The organism is Flavobacterium enshiense DK69, assembly GCF_000498495.1.
GTDB classification, from domain to species: domain Bacteria; phylum Bacteroidota; class Bacteroidia; order Flavobacteriales; family Flavobacteriaceae; genus Flavobacterium; species Flavobacterium enshiense.
Map to the genome: position 1 here is coordinate 184,909 of NZ_AVCS01000015.1, position 25,558 is coordinate 210,466.

Here is a 25,558-nt window from a genome sequence, read left to right on the forward strand (position 1 = left end):
CAATCCATAACTTTTAACTTACTTAATATCAATGTCAAGCATAATTCAATTACTACCCGATCACGTTGCGAACCAGATTGCTGCCGGAGAAGTAGTGCAGCGACCTGCTTCCGTAGTGAAAGAATTGGTGGAAAATGCGGTTGATGCTGGCGCTACCGAAATCAAGCTTATCGTAAAAGATGCGGGAAAAACCCTGATTCAGGTAATTGATAACGGAAAAGGAATGTCGGTTACCGACGCACGTTTGTGTTTCGAACGCCATGCAACTTCCAAAATCCGTCATGCAGAAGATTTATTTTCACTGCACACGAAAGGTTTTCGAGGAGAGGCATTGGCTTCCATCGCTGCAATTGCCCATGTGGAGCTTAAAACCAAACAGGATCAGGAAGAATTAGGTACGCACATTGTTATTGAAGGGAGTAAGTTTGTCTCCCAGGATGTGGCTGTGTTGCCTAGAGGTACTTCATTTTCGGTAAAAAATTTATTTTTCAATATTCCTGCGCGACGTAATTTCTTAAAATCTGATACGGTGGAGTTTCGTCATATCGTGGACGATTTTGAACGTGTGGCTTTAGCACATCCGAACATTCATTTCATGCTTTATCATAACGGCAGTGAAATGTTTAATTTACCGCAATCCAATCTACGTCAGCGTATTGTGAATGTTTTCGGAGGTAAGACGAATGAGAAGTTGGTTCCTGTTACGGAAAGTACTGAAATAATGGGAATTCAGGGATTTGTAGGTAAACCGGAGTTTGCGAAGAAGAATCGCGGTGAGCAGTTTTTCTTTGTTAATGACCGATTTATCAAGAGTCCGTACCTGCATCATGCGATAATGGCGGCTTATGAAGGTTTGTTGAAAGACGGGAGTCAGCCGAGTTATTTCTTATATCTCGATGTGCCTCCGCATACGATAGATATCAACATCCATCCGACCAAAACCGAAATTAAATTTGACGATGATCAGGCTATGTATGCCATTTTAAGGTCTTCCATCAAGCACAGTTTAGGGCAATTCAATGTAGCTCCGGTTTTGGATTTCGAAAGAGATTCTTCTCTGGATATCCCTTACGATTATAAAGAAAAGGAAAGCGAATTTCCTTTAATTCAGGTGGATGCCAATTTTAATCCGTTTGCCACTGAAACTGAAACTCCTTCGAGGTCGTTTTCATCGTCTTCGGGAGGTTCGCATTCTTTTGGATCAGGTGGGTCAAACTATAATTCAGGATATAAAAAGCAGGAAAGCAACGCAAGTTGGGAAAGCTTGTATGTTGGATTGAAAACCGCTACCGAAGAAATAGACTTGGGTGAAATCCAGTTTGAAAGCGAAGAAGTGACCGGTTCGCTATTTGACGATACCGAAGTGGAATCGGCAGGGAAACGTACTTATCAGATTCAGAAAAAATATATTGTCAGTCCGATTAAATCCGGAATGATGATTTTGTACCAGGAACGGGCACACCAGCGTATTTTATACGAACAGTTTCTGACCAATATCACGGTGCATCACGCTGCAAGTCAGCAGTTGCTCTTTCCTTTGGAATTACATTTTTCGCAATCGGAAATGGCTATGATTAAAGAGTTGCGGTCTTCTTTGGAAAATACAGGTTTTGTATTTGATGCCATGACGTCAGAAATTCTGGTTATCTCAGGACTTCCTGTTAATGTTGCGGAAAGCGAAGTGAACGGGCTTTTGGAAGAATTGATCCGCGATTTGCAGGGCGACCTTCCGGAAAGCAGTTTCAGTCAGAGCGACCGTATTGCTAAATCGATGGCACGAAGCCTTTCGGTGAAAACCGGAACCTATTTAACCGAAAAAGAACAGGAAAACATTGTAAATTCGTTATTTGCATGTAAAGACCCCAATGTTTCCCCTTTTAATAAACCAACTTTCATTACTATGGGTGTGGAAGATTTAGACAAACGTTTTGCCATATGATGAACATGACCGAAACTGTTAAACAGTTGATTATTATTAACGTGCTTCTTTATGTGGGTACAATTATGGTTCCTGCGGCTTTGGATTTTTTGCCGATGTTCTATTTTGAAAACCCGAATTTCAAAGTCTGGCAGGTAATAACGCACATGTTCATGCATGCTCCGTTTCCTAATTTTATGCATATTTTGTTTAACATGTTTGCATTGTATTCTTTCGGAAGTTCTTTGGAGCATTTTTGGGGAGGAAGGAAATTTTTGTTTTTTTACATTTCATGTGGTTTGGGAGCAATGCTTCTTCATAATGCGATAAATTATTATGCGTTCCATTCTATTTATGATACAATGATCAATTCAGGATTAAAGCCGAGTGAAATCAGCTCGTTCTTGGATACGGGTTCGATCAAATATAATGATGAATTGATAAGAAGGAGTGATTTACAAGCGATTTTAGAAATTTATAATGGAAGAATGTTAGGGGCTTCCGGAGCCATTTACGGACTGTTGGTTGCTTTTGCTTTCATGTTTCCTAATGCCGGTTTGGCACTTATCTTTTTGCCGGTTCCGGTGAAAGCGAAGTATTTCGTTCCGGGACTATTGTTGCTGGATTTGTTCCTTGGTGTTAAGGGGAATTCTATTTTTGGAGGTGGTACCGGAATAGCCCATTTTGCACACATTGGTGGCGCGATAATCGGTTTTATTATGATGTCATATTGGAAGAAAAACCAGTTTAATGATAACCGGTGGAATTAATACCGAAGGTAGTTTTAAGTTAACGGTGCTCAGTTAGTGAAATTCAATATTTAATCATACTTTGAGGATGAATATTATAGACGATTTTAAATTGCAGTATAAAGCAGGCGATATCACTCAGAAACTTATTTTCTGGAATGTGGGTATTGCGTTGCCTTTCTTTGTTATACAATCATTTTTCCCGTCTTTGTTTGAGATTCTGAAGACGTGGCTGTGTTTGCCTTCAAATATTAATGCCGCTATCGTTAAGCCTTGGACGTTAGTCACCTACGCTTTTTTACATGCCGATTTTTGGCATCTGTTGTTTAATATGATCGTGCTGAATTTCACCAGCCGTTTATTTCTTACGTACTTCACTCAAAAGCAATTATTCGGAGCCTATTTACTGGGCGCCATTTTTGCCGGATTGGTTTTTGTGCTTACGGATTTGTTTCTGCACCAGGATACGATTTTAGTCGGTGCCTCCGGTGCTATTATGGCTGTGTTGGTTGCAGCGGCGACCTATGCTCCTTTTTCGGAAATCAGGTTATTGTTAATCGGTAATGTAAAATTATGGCATATTGCTTTGGTTCTGCTGGTTTTAGATCTGATACAGGTTCCCATGAACAATACAGGAGGGCATCTGGCACATATGGGAGGATCGCTGTTTGGGTTTATATACATCAAAACATTGCAGCGTGGGACTGATATGAGTAAAATTGTGTCTAATGTTATCGATTATTTTGTGAATTTGTTTTCCCCAAGAAGGACAACCCCGTTTAAGAAAGTGCATAAAAATGTCACTCCGCAATACACAAAAACTACCGGGCCTATAATTGACAAAAACAGTACTCAGAAGAAAATTGATGAGATTTTGGATAAGATCAGTAAATCGGGTTACGATAGTCTGACTAAAGAAGAAAAAGATTTTTTGTTCAAAGTAGGGAATAACAAATAACGAGTATTTAATAATCTGTGCAGACAGTTTTCAATTAATGAAAAACTTATCTTGGTTAAATAAAATAGCTTTTTTTTTCAATATCATCCTGATGATATTGACTTTTGTGGCTTATCTGCTCCCATTCTTGGCTCCAAAGATGTTCCCTTTTTTATCAGTGTTGACATTGATACTGCCTTTGATGCTGATACTTAATGTTGTCTTTGTGTTTTATTGGGGAATTCAGTTGAAGAAACAAGTTTTGCTTTCGGCTGTAGTTTTATTAATCGGGATTACCTTTTTTAATAAGTTTTATAAATTTTCCGGAAAAGATCTGATTGTAGAGGATAATGATTTTACGGTGATGAGTTATAACGTTCGTCTTTTTAATGTTTTTGAATGGATGAGCAAACAGAACATCCCGGAAGATATTGCCGATTTTATAGCTTCCCAGCACCCTGATATTTTGTGTATTCAGGAATATTCGACTTCAGTTAAAATTGATTTGAAAGCATACAAATACAAGTATATCCTGATGCAGGGCGATAATATCCGTACCGGTCAGGCAATTTTTTCCAAATTCCCGATGATAGATAAAGGGGAGATAGATTTTCCGAATTCCGACAACAATGTGATTTTTGCTGATATTAAAATGAGACGCGACACGATTCGGGTGTACAGTATTCATTTGCAGTCGACTAAAATCAGTCCGGATATCAATGAGAAGATTGATGAGGCTAAGTCAAAGAAGATTTTCCGCCGTATGAGTGAAGCTTTTGCCGAACAGCAAGTTCAGTCGGAGTTGATAAAAGAACATAAAACCGATTGCCAATATCCGATAATTGTCTGCGGAGATATGAACAACAGCGCTTTTTCGTATGTGTACCGCAATATCAAAGGGAATATGAAAGATGCTTTCGAAGAAGCTGGTGAAGGATTTGGGAAAACATATGATTTTGAATTTTACCCTACCCGAATCGATTATATTTTAGTGGATAAGGACTTTGAAGTGAAGAATTTCAAGAACTTTGATAACTTCGTCAATTCCGATCACTTTCCGATTACCACCCGACTTATGCTGAAGCCGGAAGAGTAATTATAAAACCTGATTCTTCAAATAATCCATTGCGTAGCGCCCTTCATTAAACAACAAATCCAAAATGCTCAAGTTGTTTATAAAGCCGTGTTTTTCGTCAAAAACCTGTGTGTAAGATTCAAAAACTGAAGTGTCCTTCTTTCCATTAGCCAAAGGACGAAAATCGGTTAAGCCATTGGCATCATGAAAATATTCAATGGTTTTTTCGAAGTTGAATTTTGCACCTAAGCATTCGTTTACGATCTCGATGGTCTGGAAGTTTAGGTCCATCATGAAATCATGTTTCTTCTCAAAAATTGGTCTGATGTCGTCTTCGAAATACTCGAAAAAAGGAGAAGTTCTATAGGCCGCCTCTAAAGATTTGAAATGGTTCTTTTTCCAGTCGAAATCATTTTCGATGCGTACATCTTTAAATTTTTGGTGGGCTGTTGAACCGTGCTTAACAGGGATGTTCAGCATCTGAATTCCGTTTGGAGAATAAATATACATCCTGTTACGATTGGTTTGTTTCTGGAAATTATCTTCCATTTCAAATGTAATCGTATCTGCTTTTGCCATCGCAACAAAGTGGCTGATAGACGGGAAATAGGTAGGATGTATTAAGATGTTCATTTTTGTATATCCTTATTTTTTTAAAGTTTGCAGCATGCTGAATAATCTACTGCAAACTCTAAATTATAATTCTTTATGCTCTTTTCTTTGCCTGTCTCTTTTTGTAAAAATTGTACCCGAAATAGCCCAAAAGCGCTAACATGAAATACTTGAAATACGAAACAGGTTGTCCGTCACCACCCACAGTGGTAAACAAGCGCTCCCAACGGATTTTATCAATAGCCTTACTCCATGGAATGTTCTGATCTAAACTCATCCAGATGAATACCGGTTTTCCTACGATATGGTCTGCAGGAACAAATCCCCAGTATCTTGAATCTTCCGAGTTGTGACGGTTGTCTCCCATCATCCAGTAATAATCCTGTTTGAAAGTGTAGTTTTTAGCAATCTGGCCGTTGATTCGGATATCAGTGCCGGTTACTTTTAAATCGTTGTGCTCGTATTCGGTTATGATTCTTTTATAAAAAGGTAGTGTTTCGGCATTCAATTCTACTGTTTTTCCTTCTTCCGGAATGTAAATCGGACCTAAATTGTCCTGGCTCCACGCTTTAGTATGCGGGAAGATTCTTTTGTCAGCCGTTTTGTCGATAATTCTGGTCACGGAAGTAATGCCCGGCGTGTTTTTTAATCGCAAAGCACTTTCAGATGTTAAGGCGCTGAAGAAAATTGTGTCCTTTGCAGTCTGTCCGGCAGGATCGGTAATGTTTAACTCTTTTAAAAGATATTCAAAGTTGATGGGCGTTTGACCATCAATGGAAATGTTGTATGAATATTGTGGCTTTGCTCTTTCCGGAAGCACCAGTTCTTTTCCGTCAATAAAAATAATACCGTCTTTAATGGATAAATTATCTCCAGGTGTTCCCACGCAACGTTTTACGTAATTTGATTTTTTGTCAATCGGTTTGTCGGCTTTTCTTCCGGAACGGTCAAAAAATCGATACACTGTATCGGCCGGCCAGTTGAATACCACAATGTCGTTACGTTTAATTTTTTGGGCACCAGGAAAACGGAAATGCGGTAATTGTGGCCATTTCGAATAAGATTTTACTCCTGCCACCGGGATAGAGTCGTGAACCATAGGAGCTGCGATGGCAGTCATAGGCGTTCTTGCTCCGTAATGAAATTTACTAACGAATAAAAAATCACCAATTAACAATGATTTTTCAAGTGAAGATGAAGGAATTGTAAAAGGCTGTATGAAATAGGTGTGAACCAATGTCGCCACAATTACAGCAAAAAGTAAGGAACTTAATGTGTTCTCTTTCTTTACTGCGTTTTTGTTCGGGATATAGGTTACGTTCTGAGTGTAGTTGATATAATAGATATAAAATCCAAGAGTAACTACGGCTAAAGCTGTGTCTATTTCTGACTTTTTTCCGAAAGCTCTCAGGGTCTCCACCCATATAACCGGGAACATAATCAGGTTAACAATCGGTATAAACAACAAAATAGTCCACCATGTAGGACGGTCAATGATTTTCATTAAAACGATGGCATTGTATACAGGAATAGCTGCTTCCCATTTTTTTCTGCCTGCCTTTTCGTATAATTTCCATGTTCCTAAAAAATGTACAACTTGTATGATTAGGAAAAAAATAAACCATTGTATTAGGGTCATAATCCGGTTGTTTTTTGTTTTTTTATTTAATTGATTCGGCTAATCGGTTATTTATTGTTTTAGAATCTTCTTATTTAATGATTCAGATGTCGAACAATCCGTTAATCCTAAATAGACGAATCGGCTGATTATTTTAAATTTAAAACGTCTTTCATGGTGAAAACACCTTTTTTGTCTTGAATCCACTCGGCAGCTACAACGGCACCTAGCGCAAAACCTTCGCGGCTATGTGCTGTGTGTTTTATCTCAATCTGATCTACAGCAGAATCGTAAAAAATACTGTGCGTGCCAGGTATGTTTTCGATGCGTTTTGCTTCGATATGAATTTGTTCAGCACTTGGTTGTTCTAACGTCCAAGAGGAATAGTCTGAATTTTCAATAATTCCTTCAGCCAATGTAATTGCTGTTCCGCTTGGTGCATCCAGTTTCTGCGTATGGTGAATCTCTTCCATGGAAACCTTGTATTCTTCGAGGTTAGCCATCATTTTTGCTAAATAATTGTTCAGTTCAAAGAAAATATTAACCCCTAAACTGAAATTGGAACCATAAATAAATGCTCCATTTTTTTCTTTGCACAAACCTACCATTTCGTCATATTGCTCCAACCAGCCTGTGGTTCCGGATACAACCGGTACATTAGTAGCAAAACATTGAGAAATGTTACTTACTGCAGCAGTTGGAACACTAAAATCGATAGCAACATCGGCATTTTCCAATCCGTCGTAAGTGTCGCCGTGGTCTTTTCGAAGAACGATTTCGTGACCTCTTTCTAAAGCAATACGTTCGATTACTTTACCCATTTTTCCGTAGCCTAAAAGTGCAATTTTCATGATGTTCAGATTAGAATTGATAATTCAGTGTCAAACCGACATTTTGTTTGTAATTGATTTCGTTTTGATAGATGTCCGGACGGACAGTAAGATTTTCGTTTACGTTGAACTGCATCAGGTGTGCATCAACATTGGCATCAACAATGTTTAAGATGTAAATGCCAATTGTGATGAAAGCTGATAGATCACGGTTTCTTCTGTAAAATTTCTGTCCTTCGATCAGGCGGTTATTGTCCAATGGCCCATAATAAGGATCGTCATCCTGATAATGTGAGGTGCCATTTAACCTGTCTTTATATTCGTTTCGGAATTCCTGATATTTTTTATTGTTGTCAACATAAAAATAAATACTAGTGGCAAGTCCGGCATAAATTATGGGGGCTTTCCAGTATCTTTTGTTGTAAATCTGTCCCAATCCCGGAACCAATGCCGAGTAGAAAGCTGCCTTTGCCGGAGCCAAAACGTCAATTTTATCCGATTTGACAGAGTCTTTGGCGATCAGCAGCGGAGCTTCCGTTTGAGAGAGAACTGTTTGCGATGTAAAGAACAGTGAGAAAAAGAATATTAGAAGTAACCTATTCACTATCCGTTAATTAGTTTTAAGATTCTGTTGAAGTCTTCTTCAGAATGGAACGGAATCGTAATTTTTCCTTTTCCGTTTGCAGCCACTTTTACGTCAACTTTCGCACCGAAGAAATTCGTAATGGTTCTTTTCTTATCAGCATCAACATCAAAAGAAGTTCCTTTTGGAGCCTTAGCCGGAGCAGGTTTTAAACTCTCATGATAAGCTTTGACTAGTGCTTCAGTTTCACGAACGGAAAGATTTTGGCTTACAATTTTCTGATAGATATCGGTTTGTACGTCAAGGTCTTCAACGTTGATGATGGCACGGCCATGTCCCATTGAGATAAATCCGTCACGGATACCGGTTTGGATAATAGGGTCTAATTTTAATAAACGTAAATAGTTGGCAATCGTAGAACGTTTTTTACCAACGCGGTCACTCATTTGTTCCTGAGTCAGCTGAATTTCGTCAATTAACCTTTGGTATGACAAAGCGATTTCAATCGGATCCAAATCATGGCGTTGGATGTTTTCCACCAAGGCCATTACCAGTGAATCGTTATCATTCGCAAGGCGGATATAGGCAGGAACCGTTTTTAAACCGATTAATTTTGAAGCACGTAAACGACGCTCTCCTGAAATTAACTGGTATTTGTTGAAATCGGTTTTTCTAACTGTAATGGGTTGAATTACGCCTAATTCACGGATTGATGATGCCAATTCCTGAAGCGATTCTTCATTGAAATTGGTTCTGGGTTGAAACGGATTGATTTCAATCGCGTCTAATTCAAGTTCAATAATATTTCCGACAACTTTGTCTGCATTTTTATCCTCAACCGATTTGATATCGTTTTCAGGATCTTTTAATAACGCCGATAATCCTCTTCCTAATGCCTGTTTTTTTATCGCTTTTGTCATAAAATAGTATTAGTTGCTGTTTTTCTTGATTATTTCTTCCGCTAAGTTCAGGTAATTGGTAGCACCTTTGCTTGTTGCGTCATAATTGATGATGCTTTCGCCGAAACTCGGAGCTTCACTCAATTTGATATTTCTTTGAATGATGGTTTCAAAAACCATATTGTTGAAGTGCTTTTGTACTTCTTCCACGACCTGGTTTGATAAACGCAGACGCGAATCGTACATCGTCAATAATAAACCTTCGATATCCAATTCCGGATTGTGGATTTTTTGCACACTCTTGATGGTATTCAAAAGTTTACCAAGACCTTCCAAAGCAAAATACTCGCACTGAATCGGGATTACAACTGAATCGGCTGCGGTTAATGCATTTAGCGTCAGTAATCCTAATGAAGGAGCACAGTCGATAATGATGTAATCGTATTTTTCTTTTACGCTTTCCAATGCCTGTTTCAGCATGTACTCGCGGTTTTCTTTGTCTACCAACTCAATTTCGATAGCAACAAGGTCAATATGCGCCGGAATCAACGAAACATTCGGAGCCGAGCATTCCATTGTAGCCTCGTCGGGTGTGTTGCTGTGTTCCAGAATCTGGTATGTTCCTACTTCTACGTTTTCAACATCTATACCTAATCCAGATGATGCATTTGCCTGAGGATCAGCATCAATTAAAAGAACTTTCTTTTCTAAAACGCCTAAAGAAGCCGCTAAGTTAACTGAAGTTGTAGTTTTTCCAACGCCACCTTTTTGATTGGCTATCGCAATGATTTTCCCCATTTTTTCTTCTCAAATTTTGAAGCGTAAAAATACAATTTATTATGGTTTATGAAAATGTTATTTGTTAACAATGTTCTAAAGTTTGGATTCAGATGGCAGACAGCAGAATTCAGACGGCAGAGAGCAGGAAGCGGGGGCAGAATTTGACTGCAAACAGCAGTCAGTGGAGGCAGGGATTAAAAATAAATATTTATAATAGATACTTGAAAATGGTAAATAGTAAGTGTGATGGGTTATCCGAAAAGCACAAAATCAGCAAGATAGAATGAAATGTAGTGCTGTAATTTAATTAGATTTGGTTTTTTTTTTTTTTTTTGTAATTCTTCAAATGAAAAAAGTCAGACCTAATTTCTCTGATCTGACTTTTTGATGTTCTGTTTCTGTATTCTGCTATCTGTGTTCTGTCGTCTGCTTACTAAGTACTATTTATTTCCTTTCGATTTAATCATCGTTTCCAGCATATCCCATAATTCGGTAGGGACTTGTTCGAGTAGATTAAATTGGCCGGCACCTTGTAGCCATTCGCCTCCATCGATGGTAACGACTTCTCCGTTAATGTAGGCAGAGAAATCCGAAACCAGATAGGCTGCTAAATTGGCTAATTCCTGATGGTCTCCCACACGCTTTAATGGCACTTTTTTAGATAAGTCGAATTTCTCTTTTAAGTCACCGGGTAATAAACGGTCCCATGCGCCTTTGGTAGGGAAGGGGCCTGGTGCGATAGCGTTCATTCGGATGCCGTATTTTGCCCATTCTACTGCTAAACTGCGCGTCATGGCCAAAACTCCGGCTTTCGCTGTGGCACTTGGAACTACATAAGCAGAACCTGTCCAGGCATAAGTAGTTACTATATTTAATACGTTGGTATTGGTTTGTTTGTTTTCAATCCAGTGCTTGCCAAAAGCCAATGTACAGTTTTTGGAACCTTTTAAAACGATATCAATAATAGTGTCCCAGGCATTGGCTGATAGTCGCTCGGTTGGAGAGATAAAGTTTCCGGCGGCATTGTTCAGCAAGACATCTACTTTTCCGTAAGCTTTCAAAACTTCGGCAAGCATAGCTTCCACCTGGTCGTAATGGCGTACATCACATTGAACGGCAAGACATTTTCCGTTGGTTTCCGATTCTAATTCTTTGGCTGTGGTTTGCAGTTTTTCCAGATCTCGGGAAGTGATAGCAACTTTTGCGCCCAATTCCATGAAATATCGGGTCATGGCTTTTCCTAATCCGCTTCCGCCTCCTGTTACTACAATAACCTTGTCTGCCAATGCGTTATCGCGTAGCATTTTTGCTGAAAAATTCATAATGTCAGTTTTTTTAGAATCGTAAAGATAATTAAAAATGCTATGCTTGCATAATAAGTATTAATTTTTGAGAAGATAGTCTTCCAAACGGTCAAAGGTGCCTTTGAAGCCTAATTCCATGTTTTCATGGTTTTCTCCAAAGGTTCTTATTTCTGTATCGGATGCATTATATGGGGCTATTATTAAGGTTAAGGTAGTGATACCGTTGTCTTCTTCAAGTGTCAGGATGTTAAACATTTCCAATGGCCAGGTTTCATTGAAAGGGGCGCGGATAACCCCGACGTTTTCATCAGAAAAACAATTTAGGAACTCTATTTTTTTATTGGGTATGATTTCTTTGTATATAAATCGGCCCCACATTTTTAGTGTGTCGGGCGATTCTATGCAATAATGACAGAAACCTAGTGGACGGAAATCAAAATTAATCACGCTGGTAGAAAAACCCGCAGGGCCCCACCATTGTTCGAAACGTTCTGCTTCCGACCACGCTTTGAAAACAAGATTTTTTGGGGCTTTAAAATCTCTTGAAATGACAAGCTTGTTGTCAATGTAAAGATTGTGGTGCGACATGGTTATATTTTTTTTTGTTAATATAAAGTTAAAAAAAAAATATTACAAAATGTTATTTTTCCGGTATTTTAAACCCTTTTGAGTTTTTTTGCTGCTTCAATAAGTGTTTCGTCGGTTTTGGCGAAACAAAATCGTAGTACGTTTCTGTCGGTACCATCCTTGTAAAATACCGACAGTGGGATGGCTGCCACACCATGTTTTGCTATTAACTCTCTTGAAAAATCTACATCATTCTGCTTACTTATATTCTGATAGTTTACCAACTGGAAATATGTGCCGTCGCAGGGCAATAATTCAAATCGGCTGTCTTTTATCAGTTCACGGAATAAATCGCGCTTCTGAAGGTACATTTTGGAAATCGCATGAAAATCGACAATATCGAGATACTCGGAAATGATATGTTGGGAAAAACTATTCACGCTAAAAACCAAAAACTGGTGCACTTTTTTAATTTCGTTCATCAGATTTTCCGGAGCTATGAGATAACCAATTTTCCATCCGGTTACATGCAGGGATTTCCCGAAGGAGGAGGCAATAATGGTTCGTTCCACTAATTTAGGCCTGGTGTGAAATGAAATATGAGGCTGTGAAAATGAAATGTATTCGTATACTTCATCCCCTAAAATTAGTATCTGAGGGTGTTTTTCCAGTAATGATTCCAAGACCTCGAATTCGGATTCGGTCCAGATTCTTCCCGTTGGATTATGCGGGTTGTTGATGATAATCATTTTGGTTTTTGGAGAAAGTGCAGCTTCGATTCGGTTAAAGTCGGGTGAATAATCATCGTTTAACGAAATGCGAACCGGAACTCCGCCTGCCATGATAACGGATGGTTCATAGCTGTCGTAACTTGGATCCAACAGAATTACTTCTTCTCCTTTGTTTACAAACGTATTTATGGCGGTATAAATTCCTTGCGTAGCACCGGCAGTTATCAGCAATTCTGTTGAGCTGTTTATGTTTCGATGATAATACTGAAATGTCAATTTACCTATTTTTTCCATTAATGAGGGTAAACCAGCCATCGGTGTGTATTGGTGTATATTTCCGTGTACCAGTCGTTCGGAAATTTGCAGCAGTTGTTCGTCTGCCGGAAAATTAGGGAACCCTTGCGATAAGTTGATGGCACCGTGTTCATTCGCTAATTGCGACATTACTGAAAAAATACTGCTTGTTACGTTGGGTAATTTGGACATTATCTGTTGAATCTTACGTTTGTTATTTGTGGTCTTAAAAAAAGAACTGTTTTGATTTACTTCAATAGGCTTTTAACAAATATAGTTATTTGCAAATCATTAATAATTAAAGGGTACAATGGTTTTTGAAGAAATTGCAGTTAGAAAGCTTCTGCAAAGCCAAAATTGATAGCATGAATTTTACTGCTTGATCCCCAACCGAAATCCAGACGAAGGTTAGTGTTGTTTTTGGAATCTACTCTGAATCGAAGCCCTGTTCCATAGGAAATCCACACTCTGTCAAAGGAAAGTTTTTCATAAGCCGGAGCGACTCTACCGGCCCCAAGCCACGCTACAACACCGATTGCTTTCCAAATAGGCATACGGTATTCTGTTTGACCATCTATCAGTACTTTGTCTCTTAACGCTCCTTTATAATAACCTCTCATCTGTGAATCACCTCCCAATTGAGCGAGTTCAAAAAAAGGAACATCATTTACTGAATACGTGGTAGTGGCCTGGAATGCCAATACATGTTTTTTCCAAGGGATGAAGAATTTCCGAAAATCAAGAATTATTTTGGAATAATTATAAGTGCATCCGTAGGCTTTATTAAAGAAGGCCGATGTGGCTAAAAAATAACTTCCGCTTGTGGAATAGTATCTGTTATCCCGTGTGTCATAGGCAAAAGCAGCCCCAATACCGATATTGGTACTTCCGTCCAGACCAACGGCATCACTGGTTAACAGGATACTGTTAGGTACCAACTCCACATTGTAATAACTTGAAACATCAAGTCCGCCTCCGAAATAGGTTTTGCTTGCGACTTTAGTCATAAAGTAAGCCGTTCCTTTTATTAGGTCTACCGAGATTTCTTCTGCATCTTCAACTTTGACATCGTTTCCGATGCCCAGAATAAATTCGGGAGTTCTTTTATAATTGAAAGAATTCAATAAAATATACCTGTTTTCCCTGAAGATTATTTCAGAAGAAATGTAAAAATTATAGCGTCCATTAGTGGTAACATACGCCGTACCTGAAATTTTGGATAGACTGGTTATGGTATCGGCGTAAATCTTGAACAAATTGTATTTCGCCAGACCGAATAGATGTCCGCCTTCCTGAGAATAGCTGTACATGGGAGCCGGGTATTTCTTAAAGAACTGCTCCATTTTTTCACTCCGGCTTTTAGGTTTTGGGATTGTATCGTTAGAAGCCTTGTTTGTAATGCTGTCGTTTTTGATTTTATTTTCTTCCTGAGCCAATAAAGTTGAAGATGTCAGAATGGAAAAAAATACAAAAAGGAAAAGGGAAACTGATTTTTTGAGATAACTGTTTGCTGAAAAAATGTTGGAGGCGATATAAAGTCTTTTTTGTGTAAAAACCATATTTTTTGCTGCTAAAAACAGTTGACAATCATTAAACCTGAATAAATTTACTACAAAAAAGCTGGTTTTCAAATAAATATCCGTCAAATTTAGATTTGACAAAGGTCATTGATAATAAGTTTATTACTTCTTTATATAGATTAAGATATTTCGTATCTTTAAGTATGTTAATTCTAAATCCTATTCCTTATGAAAATGTTAGTCAATATTATTCTGCCTATAGAGCCGTTTAACTCGCTGGTGAGAAGTGGTAAAGCAAGTGAAATTTTAGGTCGCATCATTGACGACATAAAGCCAGAGAGTATTCATTTTACCGAAATAGAGGGCAATCGTGCAGCCACAATGATTGTTGAGATTTCAGATGCCTCCCAGATTCCGGTCGTAGCCGAGCCATGGTTTTTGAATTTTGAAGCCGCCTGTGAATTCAAACCTGTAATGACCCCTGATGATTTGATGCGTGCGGATTTGGATAAACTAGCCGCCAAATGGTATGATGTTCATCTGTTGTAGAAAGATAATAAAGATAAAAAAGCCACTTTTCATTTGATAAAGTGGCTTTTTTATGTTCTGTTATGAAATGCAACAGTCTTTGTTATTCGAAAAATACTGCAGGATATTTTACTTCTCCACTTACGCCAAGAAGTCCGTTTTCTGTTAAAGAAACTACCATGCAATTTTCTTCGGGCACATCAAACGGCATTGTAATGCCATATTTTCTTGTGGGTTCGTATCCAAATCTAGGATAGTAGTTTTCGTGTCCCAAAAGAATAACAGATTTGTAGCCTAATTTTTTTGCGATGACATGACTTTCTGTAATTAATCTGGAGCCGATTCCTCGTCCCTGAAATTCCGGTTTTACTGAAACAGGAGCCAAAGCCAGGGATTCAAACGATTCGGTCTCGTTTATAATTAGCAGTTTAGTTAGTAAAATATGACCGACGATTTCGTTATCAATTTCAGCTACAAGGGAAAGTTCCGGAATAAAAGCATCCGATTTTCGCAAACGTTCCACTAAAAAATGTTCCCTGTGGTCGCTGTATTCCAAATCACGGAACGCTGCTTCAATGAGTTCGGAAACTTTTGCATAATCGTTAGCATTTTCTTGCCGTATTTTGATTTCCATTATTCTCTGTTTTGAAATATTGCACTTTTTGAAACAAATTTAAAAAAAGAAAGCCTGAATCTTTTCAGAATCAGTCTGTTGTTTGGGATTGCTTCATCACGTCTCTTTGCAATAGCGACTGATGTTAATCTTCCAATAAAACTTCCAAAATGGTAATCGCCACTTCACTGATTTTAGCTTCTGGACCAAAATCTGCAACAACTCCCGCATCAAATAATACTAGTAATCCTGAGTTGAAATCATTCCTGCCACAATCACCATTATATCTTTTCGGCCATATTTTTCTGTTCTGTTACCAAAGATAGACTAAAATGGATGCGTCTTTCCAATGCTTCAGATGGCGTTTGGAATACTTGATTTTACAGGTGTTTGGTGCGAATAATGTTATTCAGATTAATTTGAAATAACAAGAAATTGCTGTAATTGTTTGGAAATTAGAAAAATAAAAATAAATCTTTGCAACAGAAAATTAATAACTCATAAAACGAAGAAAAATGTTTGTATTTAAATCATTACCTCAAAGCAATTCATCAGTTGGAACTGGTGTGGCTCTTCTTCGTGGCTTTCTGCAATCATAGATAATCAATACTATATGAAAAAGCCCGAAGACATTTAGTTTCGGGCTTTTTTTTTGTTTATTCTAGATCCTACAAAATTACTTCCCGAAAACTACTTATTCAAATGAATAAAAAATTTGCCTTGGATTTCCATTGGCAGTTATAATTAGTTTTTAAAAATATCATGGGAAATAAATTATCCGGGAAAGACCTGATTAAATTGGGCTTTCCAAAAAATAATGCAATAAATATTGCCTTAGGGCAAATTAACAGATATCGTAAAAGAGAGAAAAAGGAACGCATTCTTGCTGAAGCTAAAGAAGTACTGTTACACCCTGAAAAGTTTAAGGGAGATGGCACCTGGGGAAAAGTAGTAGAGGGTTTGCTGAATCCGGTTCAGGTGAAATTCAATCAATTGAACAACACAAGGGCTCCTTTTTCCATCTTCGGTGAAAATGAAATCGATGAGCAGGCAAAGTTTCAATTGTACGACGCTTTGAAATTGCCCATTGCCGTGAAAGGCGCTTTAATGCCCGATGCACATTCGGGTTATGGATTACCAATTGGGGGAGTGTTGGCAACAGATAATGCTATAATTCCTTACGGAGTAGGAGTGGATATCGGCTGCCGAATGAGTTTGTCGATTTTTGATTTGCCGGCTTCATTTCTGAAGGGAAAAGATCATCAGTTACAGGCGATTTTGAAAGACAACACCAAATTCGGCATGACCGAAACCCATAAAATAAAGGCGGATCATGAGGTTTTTTACCGAAATGAATTCAAGGATATTCCGGTTGTGAAACAGCTTTTGGACAAGGCATACAAGCAATTGGGAACTTCAGGAGGCGGTAATCATTTTGTCGAATTCGGAATCGTTAAGCTGAACAACCCGCTGCCGGAATGGAAATTGGAGCCTAAAGAGTATCTGGCGGTTTTGTCTCACAGCGGCTCTCGCGGATTGGGTGCTAACATTGCAAAACATTACACCTATCTGGCGACCAAGCAATGTCCATTACCTAAGAACGTTCAACACTTAGCCTGGCTCGATTTGAATACTCACGACGGACAGGAGTATTGGCTGGCCATGAATTTAGCCGGGGATTATGCAAAAGCCTGTCACGAAGACATTCACCGACGTATAGCCAAAGCCTTAGGTAAACGCATTGTGGTTACGATCGAGAACCATCACAATTTTGCATGGAAGGAGATGGTTGGCAGCAAAGAATGTATTGTGCACCGAAAAGGGGCAACGCCTGCGGGTAAAGGACAATTGGGAATTATTCCTGGTTCGATGACGGCTCCGGGTTTTATTGTGATGGGCAAAGGGAATGAAGAGAGCATCAATTCAGCTTCACACGGGGCAGGGCGATTGTTTTCGAGAGCGAAGTGTAAAGCTTCTTTCACGCAAAGTCAGATCAATAAAATTTTAGAAAATAATGATGTGAAGCTTATAGGCGGCAATATAGACGAAGCGCCAATGGCTTACAAAGACATCAATACAGTAATGAGTTTACAAGCGGAACTGGTGGATGTTCTGGGAATATTTACACCGAAAATTGTAAGAATGGACAAATAATTATGGAAAAAATAATTCAAATAACCTCTGGAAGAGGACCTGCGGAATGTACTTGGGTGGCGGCTCAGGTACTAAAGAAAGTGTTGCAGGAGGCTGTGGCTTTGAATCTTAAAGCTACGGTTCTGCAACACGAGGCAGGTTCGGAAAATGGAACGGTGGAGTCGGCGATAATTTTGCTTGAAGGCAATACGGCTGTAGACTTTGTAACTTCATGGATTGGTACAATTCAGTGGATCGGAAAGAGTGCTTTCAGGAAATTTCATAAACGAAAAAACTGGTTTATCGGGATTTTTGAAATTGAGAAGACAAAAGAGATTGTGTTTTCCGAGAAGGATATTCAGTATCAGGCGATGCGAAGTTCTGGAGCGGGCGGACAACATGTCAATAAAGTGAGCTCTGCCATCAGGGCCACACATTTGCCTACGGGTTTGAGTGTTGTCAGCATGGATTCGCGCTCACAGCATCAGAATAAAAAACTGGCGACAGAACGTTTACTGCAAAAACTGAAGGAGGAATCGGTTTTACAGATAAAAAATCAGTTTCAGGCACAGTGGACGAATCAACTTCAGATTGAAAGAGGCAATCCAATCCGGACTTTTGAAGGTTCTGATTTTAAGAAACAAAAAGAAGAAAAGAAAATCAAAGCTGAACGACAGCGATTAAAAAAAGAATTGTATAATGAAATCAATAGATAAATACTTGTTTCAGGCTTTGGACAACTATCCGTATTCTTTGGAGGAAACGGTGGAATCTCTGGATTATGCTTTGTCTTATGATGCCAAAAACACTATGGCTTTATGTTTGTACGGTCGTGTGTATTCTGAGCAATTACTAAGATATGAAGAAGCTAAAGGTTACTTCGAACAGGCTATTGCTGTTGATATCCATGCCTTGGAAGTTTACCCGCATTATATCCAAACCTTGTTGGTAAATGAAGATTTTGAGGAAGCAGAAAAACTGATAACATTCGCATTGACAATCAAAGGAATCAATAAGGCTGAGGTTTTACTGAAAACCGTATTGCTTTTGGAACGAAAAGGAGAAATCAAAAAAGCATTAAAAACACTTAAAGAAGTGAAGCTTTTATCTTTTACCAACGACAATTCCTATGAAATGGAAGAAATCGAAAAGCGATTAAAGGCTAAGAAAGAATTGCTGGCGCCAAAGAAGAAAGCAAAAAACAAAAAGGGAAACGATTCTAAGTCTAAGAAAAAAGAGAGCAAGAAAAAGTAAACTTGTTAGAAACAAAAAGAGTGGCATTGCCACTCTTTTTTATTTAATCCTCTAATAAAACTTCCAAAATGGTAATGGCCGCTTCACTGATTTTAGTTCCAGGTCCGAAAACCGCAACCGCTCCCGCGTCAAACAAATACTGATAATCCTGCGCCGGAATAACTCCGCCCACAATCACCATGATGTCTTCACGGCCGTATTTTTTCAGTTCTTCAATCACCTGAGGCACTAAAGTTTTGTGTCCGGCAGCCAATGAAGAAACGCCTAAAATGTGAACGTCATTTTCAACTGCTTGTTTCGCAGCTTCGGCAGGAGTTTGGAACAATGGACCAATGTCTACGTCGAAACCTACATCTGCATAACCGGTAGCTACTACTTTCGCGCCACGGTCGTGTCCGTCCTGACCCATTTTGGCAATCATAATACGTGGGCGACGGCCTTCTTTTGATGCGAATTCGTCGGCCAGCGTTTTAGCTTTTTCAAAGCTGTCGTCGTTTTTAATTTCTTTACTGTACACGCCGCTAAATGATCTGATTTGTGCTTTGTATCTTCCAAAAACGGTCTCCAATGCGTCACTGATTTCACCTAAAGTGGCTCTGTGACGTGCTGCATCTACCGCCAAATCCAATAAGTTTCCTTCACCACCTTGTGCACAAGCTGTCAGTTTTGTTAAACATTCCTGTACTTTTTGTGTGTTTCGGGTCGCTTTTATGTTTTCCAGACGCTCAATCTGTTCTCTTCGAACGGTTTGGTTGTCTACTTCTAAAATATGTAAAGGGTCTTCTTTTTCCAGACGGAATTTATTCACCCCAACAATAATATCCTGTCCGCTGTCGATACGCGCTTGTTTACGTGCCGCCGCTTCTTCGATACGCAATTTCGGAATTCCTTCTTCAATCGCTTTGGTCATACCGCCCAAAGATTCCACTTCTTCGATCAATGCCCAGGCTTTGTCGGCTATTTCTTTCGTTAGGCTTTCTACGTAATAACTTCCTGCCCAAGGATCTACCGTTTTACAGATTTTCGTTTCTTCCTGTAAAAAGATTTGTGTGTTTCGGGCAATACGCGCAGAGAAATCGGTTGGTAAAGCAATCGCTTCGTCTAATGCATTCGTATGTAAGGACTGTGTTCCCCCGAAAGCCGCAGCTGCTGCTTCAATGGCTGTACGCGCAACGTTGTTGAAAGGATCCTGCTCGGTTAAACTCCAACCCGAAGTTTGGCAGTGTGTTCTCAATGCCAATGATTTTTCGTCCTGCGGATTGAATTGCTTCAATAATTTAGCCCAAAGCATACGTCCGGCTCTCATTTTGGCAATTTCCATAAAATGGTTCATACCAATCGCCCAGAAGAACGATAAACGCGGAGCAAATTCGTCGATTTTCATTCCGGCTGCCAATCCGGTGCGGATGTATTCCAATCCGTCGGCTAAAGTATAAGCTAACTCGATATCGGCAGTAGCTCCGGCTTCCTGCATGTGGTAACCCGAGATTGAAATCGAGTTAAATTTTGGCATTTTTTTACTGGTATAGTCGAAAATATCAGCAATGATTTTCATTGATGGTGTAGGAGGGTAGATGTACGTGTTACGCACCATGAACTCCTTAAGGATGTCGTTTTGAATCGTTCCCGAAAGCAATTTGGCATCAACGCCCTGTTCTTCGGCAGCTACGATGTAGAAAGCCATAATTGGCAATACCGCTCCGTTCATAGTCATGGAAACCGACATTTCTCCCAGTGGAATCTGGTCGAAAAGGATTTTCATGTCTTCTACTGAGTCGATGGCTACTCCGGCTTTCCCAACGTCACCCACAACGCGCTCGTGATCGGAATCATATCCGCGGTGTGTCGCTAAGTCAAATGCTACCGATAATCCTTTTTGTCCTGCTGCTAAGTTACGGCGGTAGAACGCGTTACTTTCTGTTGCGGTAGAGAATCCTGCGTACTGGCGTACAGTCCAAGGTCGGCGTACATACATAGTAGCGTATGGTCCGCGTAAATTCGGTGCAAAACCGGCTCCGAAACCAATGTGTTCCAAACCTTCCAGATCTGATTCGGAATAGGTAGGTTTTACTTCGATGCCTTCAGCGGTTAAGAAGCTTTCAGCGTTTAGCTGTTGGCTTTCAGCTAATGGCTGGTCGCTAATGGCTGATTGCTTAAAATTTATATGTTGAATGTCTTTTCTCATTTTCAGTGCAAATGCTTATTACTTTTCCGTTTCCAAACGTTCCTGTTCCATTTTCTCTGCCAATCGTTTTTCGATAATTGGTGTGATTAACGTCTTACGTGGATTAGTTTTTACGAATGGGAACAATTCTAACTCATGGTGCATGCGGTCATCTTTGTTCGGGTATTTGTTGGTTCCCAATAAGATTTCTTTTCCATTGTCGAATAATTCCTGTTCTTTATCAGCGCTTTCCTTGATTTTACGCTGGATAGTCCCTTCAATTAACTGTGTAATGAAACCGCCATTCGCTTCGATGTCTTTGAATAATTGCAACGCTTTTTCAGCTAACTGCTGGGTTAGGGTTTCAATGTAATAAGTACCGTCGGCCGGGTTGTTCACTTTGTCAAAATAACTTTCGTGCTTTAAAACCAATAACTGGTTACGCGAAATTCGGTCACCAAACTCATTGTCTTTATGATAGATGGCATCGTATGCCAAATTCGAAACCGCATCGGCTCCTCCTAAAATTGCACTCATACATTCGGTTGTAGTGCGAAGCATGTTTACGTTGTAATCGTATAAGGTTTTGTTACGTTTTGTAGGTGTAGCTATGATGTGACAGCTGATTTCGTTATTGTATTCTTTGGCCAACGTGTTGAATAAAATGCGCAATGCTCTCAGTTTGGCAATTTCAAAGAAATAATTTGTTCCGACAGCCACCTGAACGGTTACTTGCTGACTGAAATCTGCAACGCGGTTGAAATATTCGTTAGCGTGTGCCAAAGTGTAAGCCAATTGCTGCACCATATTTGCACCTGCATTTTGATACAATCCGGCGTTAATGCTTAAAAACGAAATGTTCCTGCAGCTTTTTACCAGATTGTTTAAGACAGCAAAATCGCCTTCTACGTTAGAAAACAGATTGCCTTCTTTAGCGAATTGTCCGATTGGATCTACTAAAACGTGAATGGTAGCCGAATGGTTGGAGGCAATTTCATCAATCTTTTTAATGAAATCTTCCGATAAAAAATGCATCGAAATATATATCGGCGTAGTTGCAAGCGGAAAGGCAGTCAATAATCTATTGATATCAACCGAATCATTTTCTAAAGTAAAACGGATGCTTTCGGCACCTCGGTTTAAGGTATCCAAGGCTCTTGCAATGGATTTGTCTAAATCGTGTACAAAAATATCCTGAACGATTTTGAAATTGGTCGCTTCCGTATTGGCGGAAAACGATTTTGTTTCTTCGTCAACGTGATAAAACGGGCGTACTTTTATGCCTTCCGGACTTTCCCAAACTAAAGTTTCATTGTAATCGGCACCTTTCAGTTCATATTGAATCTGATTTTTCCATTGTTTGGAAGAAACGCCTTCAAATTCAGTAAACAGCTTTTCGCTCATAGTGTGTGTTTTGAGTTATTCCGCACCCTCTTTAGGAGCTTCATCTTCAAATTCTATTATATAAATATCTTCGTTCTCGCGTTTCATGTAGTATTTCTCGCGAGCATATTTTTCTACCTGTGCCGGATTTCTCAGTTTTTTTATATTACTGTTATCCTTTCGGATTTCGTCCTGGTAGTATTGTTTGTTGTCTTCAAGTTCTTCTATTTCCTTGTCTAAAACACGATGCTCCAGGTAGGAGTAGTTGTCCAGAAAAAGCATCCAGATCGTAAAAAAAAGCAACACCAATATATATCGGTTTCCGAAAACTTTCAGAAACGGATGTTTGACGGCTAAATTTTGAAATGCTTTTTTCATTGTTTAAATATATGAAAATTAACCAATACGCTGATTGATGACCGCGCGAACCACATCGATGGCTACTGTATTGTATTTGTCGTTCGGAATAATGATGTCGGCAAATGCTTTGGTAGGTTCGATAAATTGCTCATGCATTGGTTTTAGGGTGTTTTGGTAACGGTTTAAAACCTCTTCCATGTCACGTCCGCGTTCGGCAATATCTCTTTTTAGGCGGCGGATTAAGCGCTCGTCGGAATCAGCGTGAACAAAGATTTTAATGTCGAACATTTCGCGTAATTCGGGATTCGTAAGAATTAAAATGCCTTCAACAATCATTACTTTTCTCGGATGCGTAACGATGGTATCGTCTGTTCTGTTGTGCGTTACAAAGGAATAGATGGGCTGTTCGATGGTTTTGCCTTCTTTTAAATCTTTCAAATGGCTGACCAATAATTCGAAATCGATGGCTCTCGGATGATCGAAATTGATAAGGGCGCGTTCGTCAAAACTCAGGCCGTGAGAGGCTTTGTAGTAAGAGTCCTGAGAAATGATTCCCACTTCGGTTTCCGGAAGTTCATTCATGATCTGATGAACTACGGTTGTTTTTCCGCTTCCCGTACCACCGGCAATTCCAATAATCAGCATAAAATCGTTTGTTAATTTGTCTTGGCAAAAATAGGAATTTATCAATTGAAAAAAACGATTATCGGAACGGAATACAAACAAAAAATCCCCGCCGAATCAGGAAAGGATTTGAAGGCTTTGTTTTTTACAGTATTCTTACTGTTTTTCATAATTCTCTTTGTTGATGAGGTCATTGTAGATAGAGCTGATAAAATTTGTGTTTGTTGAATCTGTCTGAGGATAATAAAAAATGGATTTTCTTACGATTAAAAAATATTATTGCTAAATTTACTATATTGAACTGATACATAATCAGTAGTTTAAGTCTTTTTTTGTTGAAAGCCCCATTTTCGTTTCTTGAAAGAAGATCAAGTTGAAATTTATCTTGAAGGATGTTTTTTTGGCGTACTGATAATCACTAAAATCATTGAAGAATGGAAAAAAGCAGAGGTTATTCATTGTTGCGCAACCCAGGAAAAAATAAGGGGGCAGCATTTTCAATGGAAGAAAGACGGGAATTCGGTTTGGAAGGTTTGCTGCCAGATAGTGTAGAGACTATTGAAACCCAGATGATGCGGGTGCATAAGCAACTAAATAATTTTGAAAAACCGATTAATAAGTATATTTATCTGATGAATTTGTACGACACGAATGAAACCCTGTTTTTTAGGGCTGTTGCAAGCAAACCGTCAGTTTACCTGCCTTTGGTGTATACGCCGACTGTTGGGGAAGCCTGTCAGGCATTTGGGCATATTGCAAGGCGTCCGAGAGGCCTTTATATTTCCATTAATCAAAAGGACCGTATCAAGGAAATACTCAGAAATTGGTTTACCACTGATGTCAGATTTGCCGTGGTCACTGATGGGCAGCGTATCCTCGGGCTTGGTGATTTAGGTGTTTTCGGTATTGGTATCCCCATTGGTAAGCTGGCTCTCTATACCAGTTGTGCCGGAGTGCCTCCGAAACACACGCTGCCCATAGTTTTGGATGTGGGGACTAACAATGAAGATTTTTTAAAAGATCCGCTTTATCCAGGTATAAAACAAAAAAGGGTTACCGGTAAAGAGTATGATGATTTCATCGAGGCTTTTGTCGATGCTATAAATGAAGTTTTTCCTAAAATCTGTATTCAGTGGGAAGATTTTGCCGGGGTAAATGCCATTCGTATTTTGGATCAGTATCGTTATAAAATCAGTACGTTCAATGATGATATACAAGGTACCGCAGCCATTGCTACTGCCGGTTTTATTGCCATCAGCCGGCTTATGAAAAAAAAGTTTCGTGAGCAGCGTTTCCTTTTTTTGGGTGCAGGTGCTGCAGCGTTTGGAATAGCTAATATGCTGGTGCAGAAATTCAAGAAAGACGGCTTAAGTGAAGAAGAAGCACTCGGACAAATATGGATGTTTGATGTTAACGGATTGCTTGTGAAATCGCGAACAGATTTGGCAGGACATCAAAAGGCTTTTGCGCATGAAAGTGAAGCCTGTGATGATTTTGCTGAGGCTGTACTCAGAATTAAACCAACAGCAATCCTAGGGGTGAGTACCGTTGGAGGAGCTTTCAATCAGCAGGTTATTGAGAATATGAGTCTGGTAAACGATCAACCGATTATTTTTCCGTATTCCAATCCTACTTCACATTCAGAATGTACTGCTGAAGACGCCTATAAATGGAGTAAAGGGAAGGCTATTTTTGCCAGCGGGAGTCCGTTTGCCTCAGTGACTTATGAGGGAAAAACGTTTACACCTGGGCAGGGTAATAATGTTTTTATTTTTCCGGCAATGGGATTGGCAATATTTGCGACTCAAGCCAAAAGGATTACCGATGAAATGCTCATCGTTGCCGCCGAAGCCGTCGCGGAACAAATATCCGATGAAGATTTTCAAAAAGGTTTGATTTATCCTCATGTCGACAATATCGCTCAGGTTTCCTTAAATGTTGCTGAAAAAATAGCCGAAGAAATTTTCAATAGTGGATTGGCTGATGTTGACAGACCGGAAGACATCCGGGCTTTTATCAAAAGCAAAATGTATGAACCAGATTATAAATAAAAAAGGTATTATTTAAAGTAAACAAAAATCC

The 25,558-nt window shown here is 39.2% G+C and carries 24 protein-coding genes; 9 read left to right on the forward strand and 15 right to left on the reverse strand.

Translation table 11 applies throughout. From position 1 onward, the window contains the following. The first annotated feature begins 31 nt into the window (after window positions 1-31). The 4 genes from mutL to FEDK69T_RS10840 all read left to right on the forward strand — a co-directional run bounded on the left by mutL (window position 32) and on the right by FEDK69T_RS10840 (window position 4,700). Window positions 32-1,939, forward strand: a complete 1,908-nt coding sequence (gene mutL, locus FEDK69T_RS10825; RefSeq protein WP_023574205.1) for a DNA mismatch repair endonuclease MutL — start codon at window positions 32-34, stop codon at window positions 1,937-1,939. Then, on the forward strand, window positions 1,936-2,688 hold the full coding sequence (locus tag FEDK69T_RS10830; protein WP_117612536.1) for a rhomboid family intramembrane serine protease: 753 nt from the start codon (window positions 1,936-1,938) through the stop codon (window positions 2,686-2,688). Before mutL ends, FEDK69T_RS10830 begins: the two co-directional genes overlap by 4 nt. Window positions 2,689-2,755: 67 nt before the next feature. Next, window positions 2,756-3,625: a rhomboid family protein gene (locus tag FEDK69T_RS10835; protein WP_023574207.1), complete on the forward strand. Its 870-nt coding sequence runs from the start codon at window positions 2,756-2,758 to the stop codon at window positions 3,623-3,625. A 37-nt stretch (window positions 3,626-3,662) separates the two neighbouring features. Then, entirely contained in the window at window positions 3,663-4,700 is a 1,038-nt protein-coding gene (locus FEDK69T_RS10840; RefSeq protein WP_023574208.1) for an endonuclease/exonuclease/phosphatase family protein, read from the forward strand. On the opposite strand, the gene FEDK69T_RS10845 is transcribed toward FEDK69T_RS10840, so the two are convergent. From FEDK69T_RS10845 to FEDK69T_RS10890, 10 genes are all read right to left on the reverse strand, one after another. Next, a complete protein-coding gene (locus FEDK69T_RS10845) occupies window positions 4,701-5,312 on the reverse strand; it encodes a WbqC family protein (protein ID WP_035629655.1) in 612 nt (203 codons plus the stop codon). Between the two features lie 73 nt (window positions 5,313-5,385). Next, complete coding sequence (lepB, locus tag FEDK69T_RS10850) at window positions 5,386-6,930, reverse strand: signal peptidase I (protein WP_023574210.1); 1,545 nt, start codon at window positions 6,928-6,930, stop codon at window positions 5,386-5,388. 128 nt (window positions 6,931-7,058) lie between these two features. Continuing rightward, window positions 7,059-7,760, reverse strand: coding sequence for a 4-hydroxy-tetrahydrodipicolinate reductase (dapB, locus tag FEDK69T_RS10855; protein ID WP_023574211.1), 702 nt, complete (start codon window positions 7,758-7,760; stop codon window positions 7,059-7,061). Between the two features lie 10 nt (window positions 7,761-7,770). Beyond that, window positions 7,771-8,343 (reverse strand): DUF5683 domain-containing protein, encoded by a 573-nt coding sequence (locus FEDK69T_RS10860; protein ID WP_051385126.1) that lies wholly within the window; start codon window positions 8,341-8,343, stop codon window positions 7,771-7,773. Beyond that, window positions 8,343-9,242, reverse strand: coding sequence for a ParB/RepB/Spo0J family partition protein (locus FEDK69T_RS10865; protein ID WP_023574213.1), 900 nt, complete (start codon window positions 9,240-9,242; stop codon window positions 8,343-8,345). Before FEDK69T_RS10865 ends, FEDK69T_RS10860 begins: the two co-directional genes overlap by 1 nt. Before the next feature lie 9 nt (window positions 9,243-9,251). After that, window positions 9,252-10,019, reverse strand: coding sequence for a ParA family protein (locus FEDK69T_RS10870; protein WP_023574214.1), 768 nt, complete (start codon window positions 10,017-10,019; stop codon window positions 9,252-9,254). A 422-nt stretch (window positions 10,020-10,441) separates the two neighbouring features. Further along, a complete protein-coding gene (locus FEDK69T_RS10875) occupies window positions 10,442-11,323 on the reverse strand; it encodes an SDR family oxidoreductase (RefSeq protein WP_023574216.1) in 882 nt (293 codons plus the stop codon). A gap of 60 nt (window positions 11,324-11,383) precedes the next feature. Beyond that, the gene (locus FEDK69T_RS10880; RefSeq protein WP_023574217.1) at window positions 11,384-11,893 is read right to left on the reverse strand and encodes an SRPBCC family protein; all 510 of its coding nucleotides are present in this window, start codon (window positions 11,891-11,893) and stop codon (window positions 11,384-11,386) included. Between the two features lie 68 nt (window positions 11,894-11,961). Continuing rightward, entirely contained in the window at window positions 11,962-13,092 is a 1,131-nt protein-coding gene (locus tag FEDK69T_RS10885; RefSeq protein ID WP_262488010.1) for a methionine aminotransferase, read from the reverse strand. A gap of 137 nt (window positions 13,093-13,229) precedes the next feature. Then, on the reverse strand, window positions 13,230-14,456 hold the full coding sequence (locus FEDK69T_RS10890; protein ID WP_023574219.1) for a BamA/TamA family outer membrane protein: 1,227 nt from the start codon (window positions 14,454-14,456) through the stop codon (window positions 13,230-13,232). Window positions 14,457-14,645: 189 nt separating this feature from the next. Here FEDK69T_RS10890 and FEDK69T_RS10895 point away from each other — a divergent pair, with 189 nt between their 5' ends. Next, window positions 14,646-14,966, forward strand: coding sequence for a panthothenate synthetase (locus tag FEDK69T_RS10895; RefSeq protein ID WP_035629657.1), 321 nt, complete (start codon window positions 14,646-14,648; stop codon window positions 14,964-14,966). Window positions 14,967-15,048: 82 nt separating this feature from the next. On the opposite strand, the gene FEDK69T_RS10900 is transcribed toward FEDK69T_RS10895, so the two are convergent. Then, complete coding sequence (locus FEDK69T_RS10900; RefSeq protein WP_023574221.1) at window positions 15,049-15,579, reverse strand: GNAT family N-acetyltransferase; 531 nt, start codon at window positions 15,577-15,579, stop codon at window positions 15,049-15,051. Between the two features lie 741 nt (window positions 15,580-16,320). Here FEDK69T_RS10900 and FEDK69T_RS10905 point away from each other — a divergent pair. Genes FEDK69T_RS10905 through FEDK69T_RS10915 form a run of 3 tightly spaced genes read left to right on the forward strand, consistent with a single transcriptional unit; the run spans window position 16,321 to window position 18,945 of the window. Beyond that, window positions 16,321-17,712 (forward strand): RtcB family protein, encoded by a 1,392-nt coding sequence (locus FEDK69T_RS10905; RefSeq protein ID WP_023574223.1) that lies wholly within the window; start codon window positions 16,321-16,323, stop codon window positions 17,710-17,712. A gap of 2 nt (window positions 17,713-17,714) precedes the next feature. Next, window positions 17,715-18,407, forward strand: a complete 693-nt coding sequence (prfH, locus tag FEDK69T_RS10910) for a peptide chain release factor H (protein WP_023574224.1) — start codon at window positions 17,715-17,717, stop codon at window positions 18,405-18,407. Continuing rightward, complete coding sequence (locus tag FEDK69T_RS10915) at window positions 18,391-18,945, forward strand: hypothetical protein (protein WP_035629661.1); 555 nt, start codon at window positions 18,391-18,393, stop codon at window positions 18,943-18,945. Before prfH ends, FEDK69T_RS10915 begins: the two co-directional genes overlap by 17 nt. Window positions 18,946-18,988: 43 nt before the next feature. On the opposite strand, the gene scpA is transcribed toward FEDK69T_RS10915, so the two are convergent. The 4 genes from scpA to udk are packed head-to-tail and all read right to left on the reverse strand — an operon-like array spanning window position 18,989 to window position 23,497. Beyond that, window positions 18,989-21,130 carry a methylmalonyl-CoA mutase gene (gene scpA / locus FEDK69T_RS10920; RefSeq protein ID WP_023574225.1) on the reverse strand — a complete coding sequence of 714 codons (2,142 nt, stop codon included), beginning with the start codon at window positions 21,128-21,130 and terminating at the stop codon, window positions 18,989-18,991. 18 nt (window positions 21,131-21,148) lie between these two features. Then, window positions 21,149-22,513, reverse strand: a complete 1,365-nt coding sequence (locus FEDK69T_RS10925) for a methylmalonyl-CoA mutase subunit beta (RefSeq protein WP_023574226.1) — start codon at window positions 22,511-22,513, stop codon at window positions 21,149-21,151. 15 nt (window positions 22,514-22,528) lie between these two features. Next, window positions 22,529-22,870, reverse strand: coding sequence for an FtsB family cell division protein (locus FEDK69T_RS15855; RefSeq protein ID WP_023574227.1), 342 nt, complete (start codon window positions 22,868-22,870; stop codon window positions 22,529-22,531). 18 nt (window positions 22,871-22,888) lie between these two features. Next, window positions 22,889-23,497: a uridine kinase gene (udk, locus tag FEDK69T_RS10935; protein ID WP_023574228.1), complete on the reverse strand. Its 609-nt coding sequence runs from the start codon at window positions 23,495-23,497 to the stop codon at window positions 22,889-22,891. 413 nt (window positions 23,498-23,910) lie between these two features. On the opposite strand from udk, the gene FEDK69T_RS10945 reads away from it, so the two are divergent. Then, window positions 23,911-25,527, forward strand: coding sequence for an NAD-dependent malic enzyme (locus FEDK69T_RS10945; protein ID WP_035629663.1), 1,617 nt, complete (start codon window positions 23,911-23,913; stop codon window positions 25,525-25,527). Window positions 25,528-25,558 lie beyond the last annotated feature (31 nt).

Excerpts from the sequence above, each read along its gene's own strand:
- scpA (WP_023574225.1), bottom strand. The coding sequence starts at position 21,130 with ATGAGAAAAGACATTCAACATATAAATTTTAAGCAATCAGCCATTAGC.
- FEDK69T_RS10830 (WP_117612536.1), top strand. The coding sequence starts at position 1,936 with ATGATGAACATGACCGAAACTGTTAAACAGTTGATTATTATTAACGTG.
- FEDK69T_RS15855 (WP_023574227.1), bottom strand. The coding sequence starts at position 22,870 with ATGAAAAAAGCATTTCAAAATTTAGCCGTCAAACATCCGTTTCTGAAA.
- FEDK69T_RS10875 (WP_023574216.1), bottom strand. The coding sequence starts at position 11,323 with ATGAATTTTTCAGCAAAAATGCTACGCGATAACGCATTGGCAGACAAG.
- FEDK69T_RS10840 (WP_023574208.1), top strand. The coding sequence starts at position 3,663 with ATGAAAAACTTATCTTGGTTAAATAAAATAGCTTTTTTTTTCAATATC.
- udk (WP_023574228.1), bottom strand. The coding sequence starts at position 23,497 with ATGCTGATTATTGGAATTGCCGGTGGTACGGGAAGCGGAAAAACAACC.
- FEDK69T_RS10870 (WP_023574214.1), bottom strand. The coding sequence starts at position 10,019 with ATGGGGAAAATCATTGCGATAGCCAATCAAAAAGGTGGCGTTGGAAAA.
- FEDK69T_RS10895 (WP_035629657.1), top strand. The coding sequence starts at position 14,646 with ATGAAAATGTTAGTCAATATTATTCTGCCTATAGAGCCGTTTAACTCG.
- FEDK69T_RS10845 (WP_035629655.1), bottom strand. The coding sequence starts at position 5,312 with ATGAACATCTTAATACATCCTACCTATTTCCCGTCTATCAGCCACTTT.
- lepB (WP_023574210.1), bottom strand. The coding sequence starts at position 6,930 with ATGACCCTAATACAATGGTTTATTTTTTTCCTAATCATACAAGTTGTA.
- FEDK69T_RS10900 (WP_023574221.1), bottom strand. The coding sequence starts at position 15,579 with ATGGAAATCAAAATACGGCAAGAAAATGCTAACGATTATGCAAAAGTT.
- mutL (WP_023574205.1), top strand. The coding sequence starts at position 32 with ATGTCAAGCATAATTCAATTACTACCCGATCACGTTGCGAACCAGATT.
- FEDK69T_RS10865 (WP_023574213.1), bottom strand. The coding sequence starts at position 9,242 with ATGACAAAAGCGATAAAAAAACAGGCATTAGGAAGAGGATTATCGGCG.
- dapB (WP_023574211.1), bottom strand. The coding sequence starts at position 7,760 with ATGAAAATTGCACTTTTAGGCTACGGAAAAATGGGTAAAGTAATCGAA.
- FEDK69T_RS10925 (WP_023574226.1), bottom strand. The coding sequence starts at position 22,513 with ATGAGCGAAAAGCTGTTTACTGAATTTGAAGGCGTTTCTTCCAAACAA.
- FEDK69T_RS10945 (WP_035629663.1), top strand. The coding sequence starts at position 23,911 with ATGGAAAAAAGCAGAGGTTATTCATTGTTGCGCAACCCAGGAAAAAAT.
- FEDK69T_RS10905 (WP_023574223.1), top strand. The coding sequence starts at position 16,321 with ATGGGAAATAAATTATCCGGGAAAGACCTGATTAAATTGGGCTTTCCA.
- FEDK69T_RS10880 (WP_023574217.1), bottom strand. The coding sequence starts at position 11,893 with ATGTCGCACCACAATCTTTACATTGACAACAAGCTTGTCATTTCAAGA.
- FEDK69T_RS10915 (WP_035629661.1), top strand. The coding sequence starts at position 18,391 with ATGAAATCAATAGATAAATACTTGTTTCAGGCTTTGGACAACTATCCG.
- prfH (WP_023574224.1), top strand. The coding sequence starts at position 17,715 with ATGGAAAAAATAATTCAAATAACCTCTGGAAGAGGACCTGCGGAATGT.
- FEDK69T_RS10835 (WP_023574207.1), top strand. The coding sequence starts at position 2,756 with ATGAATATTATAGACGATTTTAAATTGCAGTATAAAGCAGGCGATATC.
- FEDK69T_RS10890 (WP_023574219.1), bottom strand. The coding sequence starts at position 14,456 with ATGGTTTTTACACAAAAAAGACTTTATATCGCCTCCAACATTTTTTCA.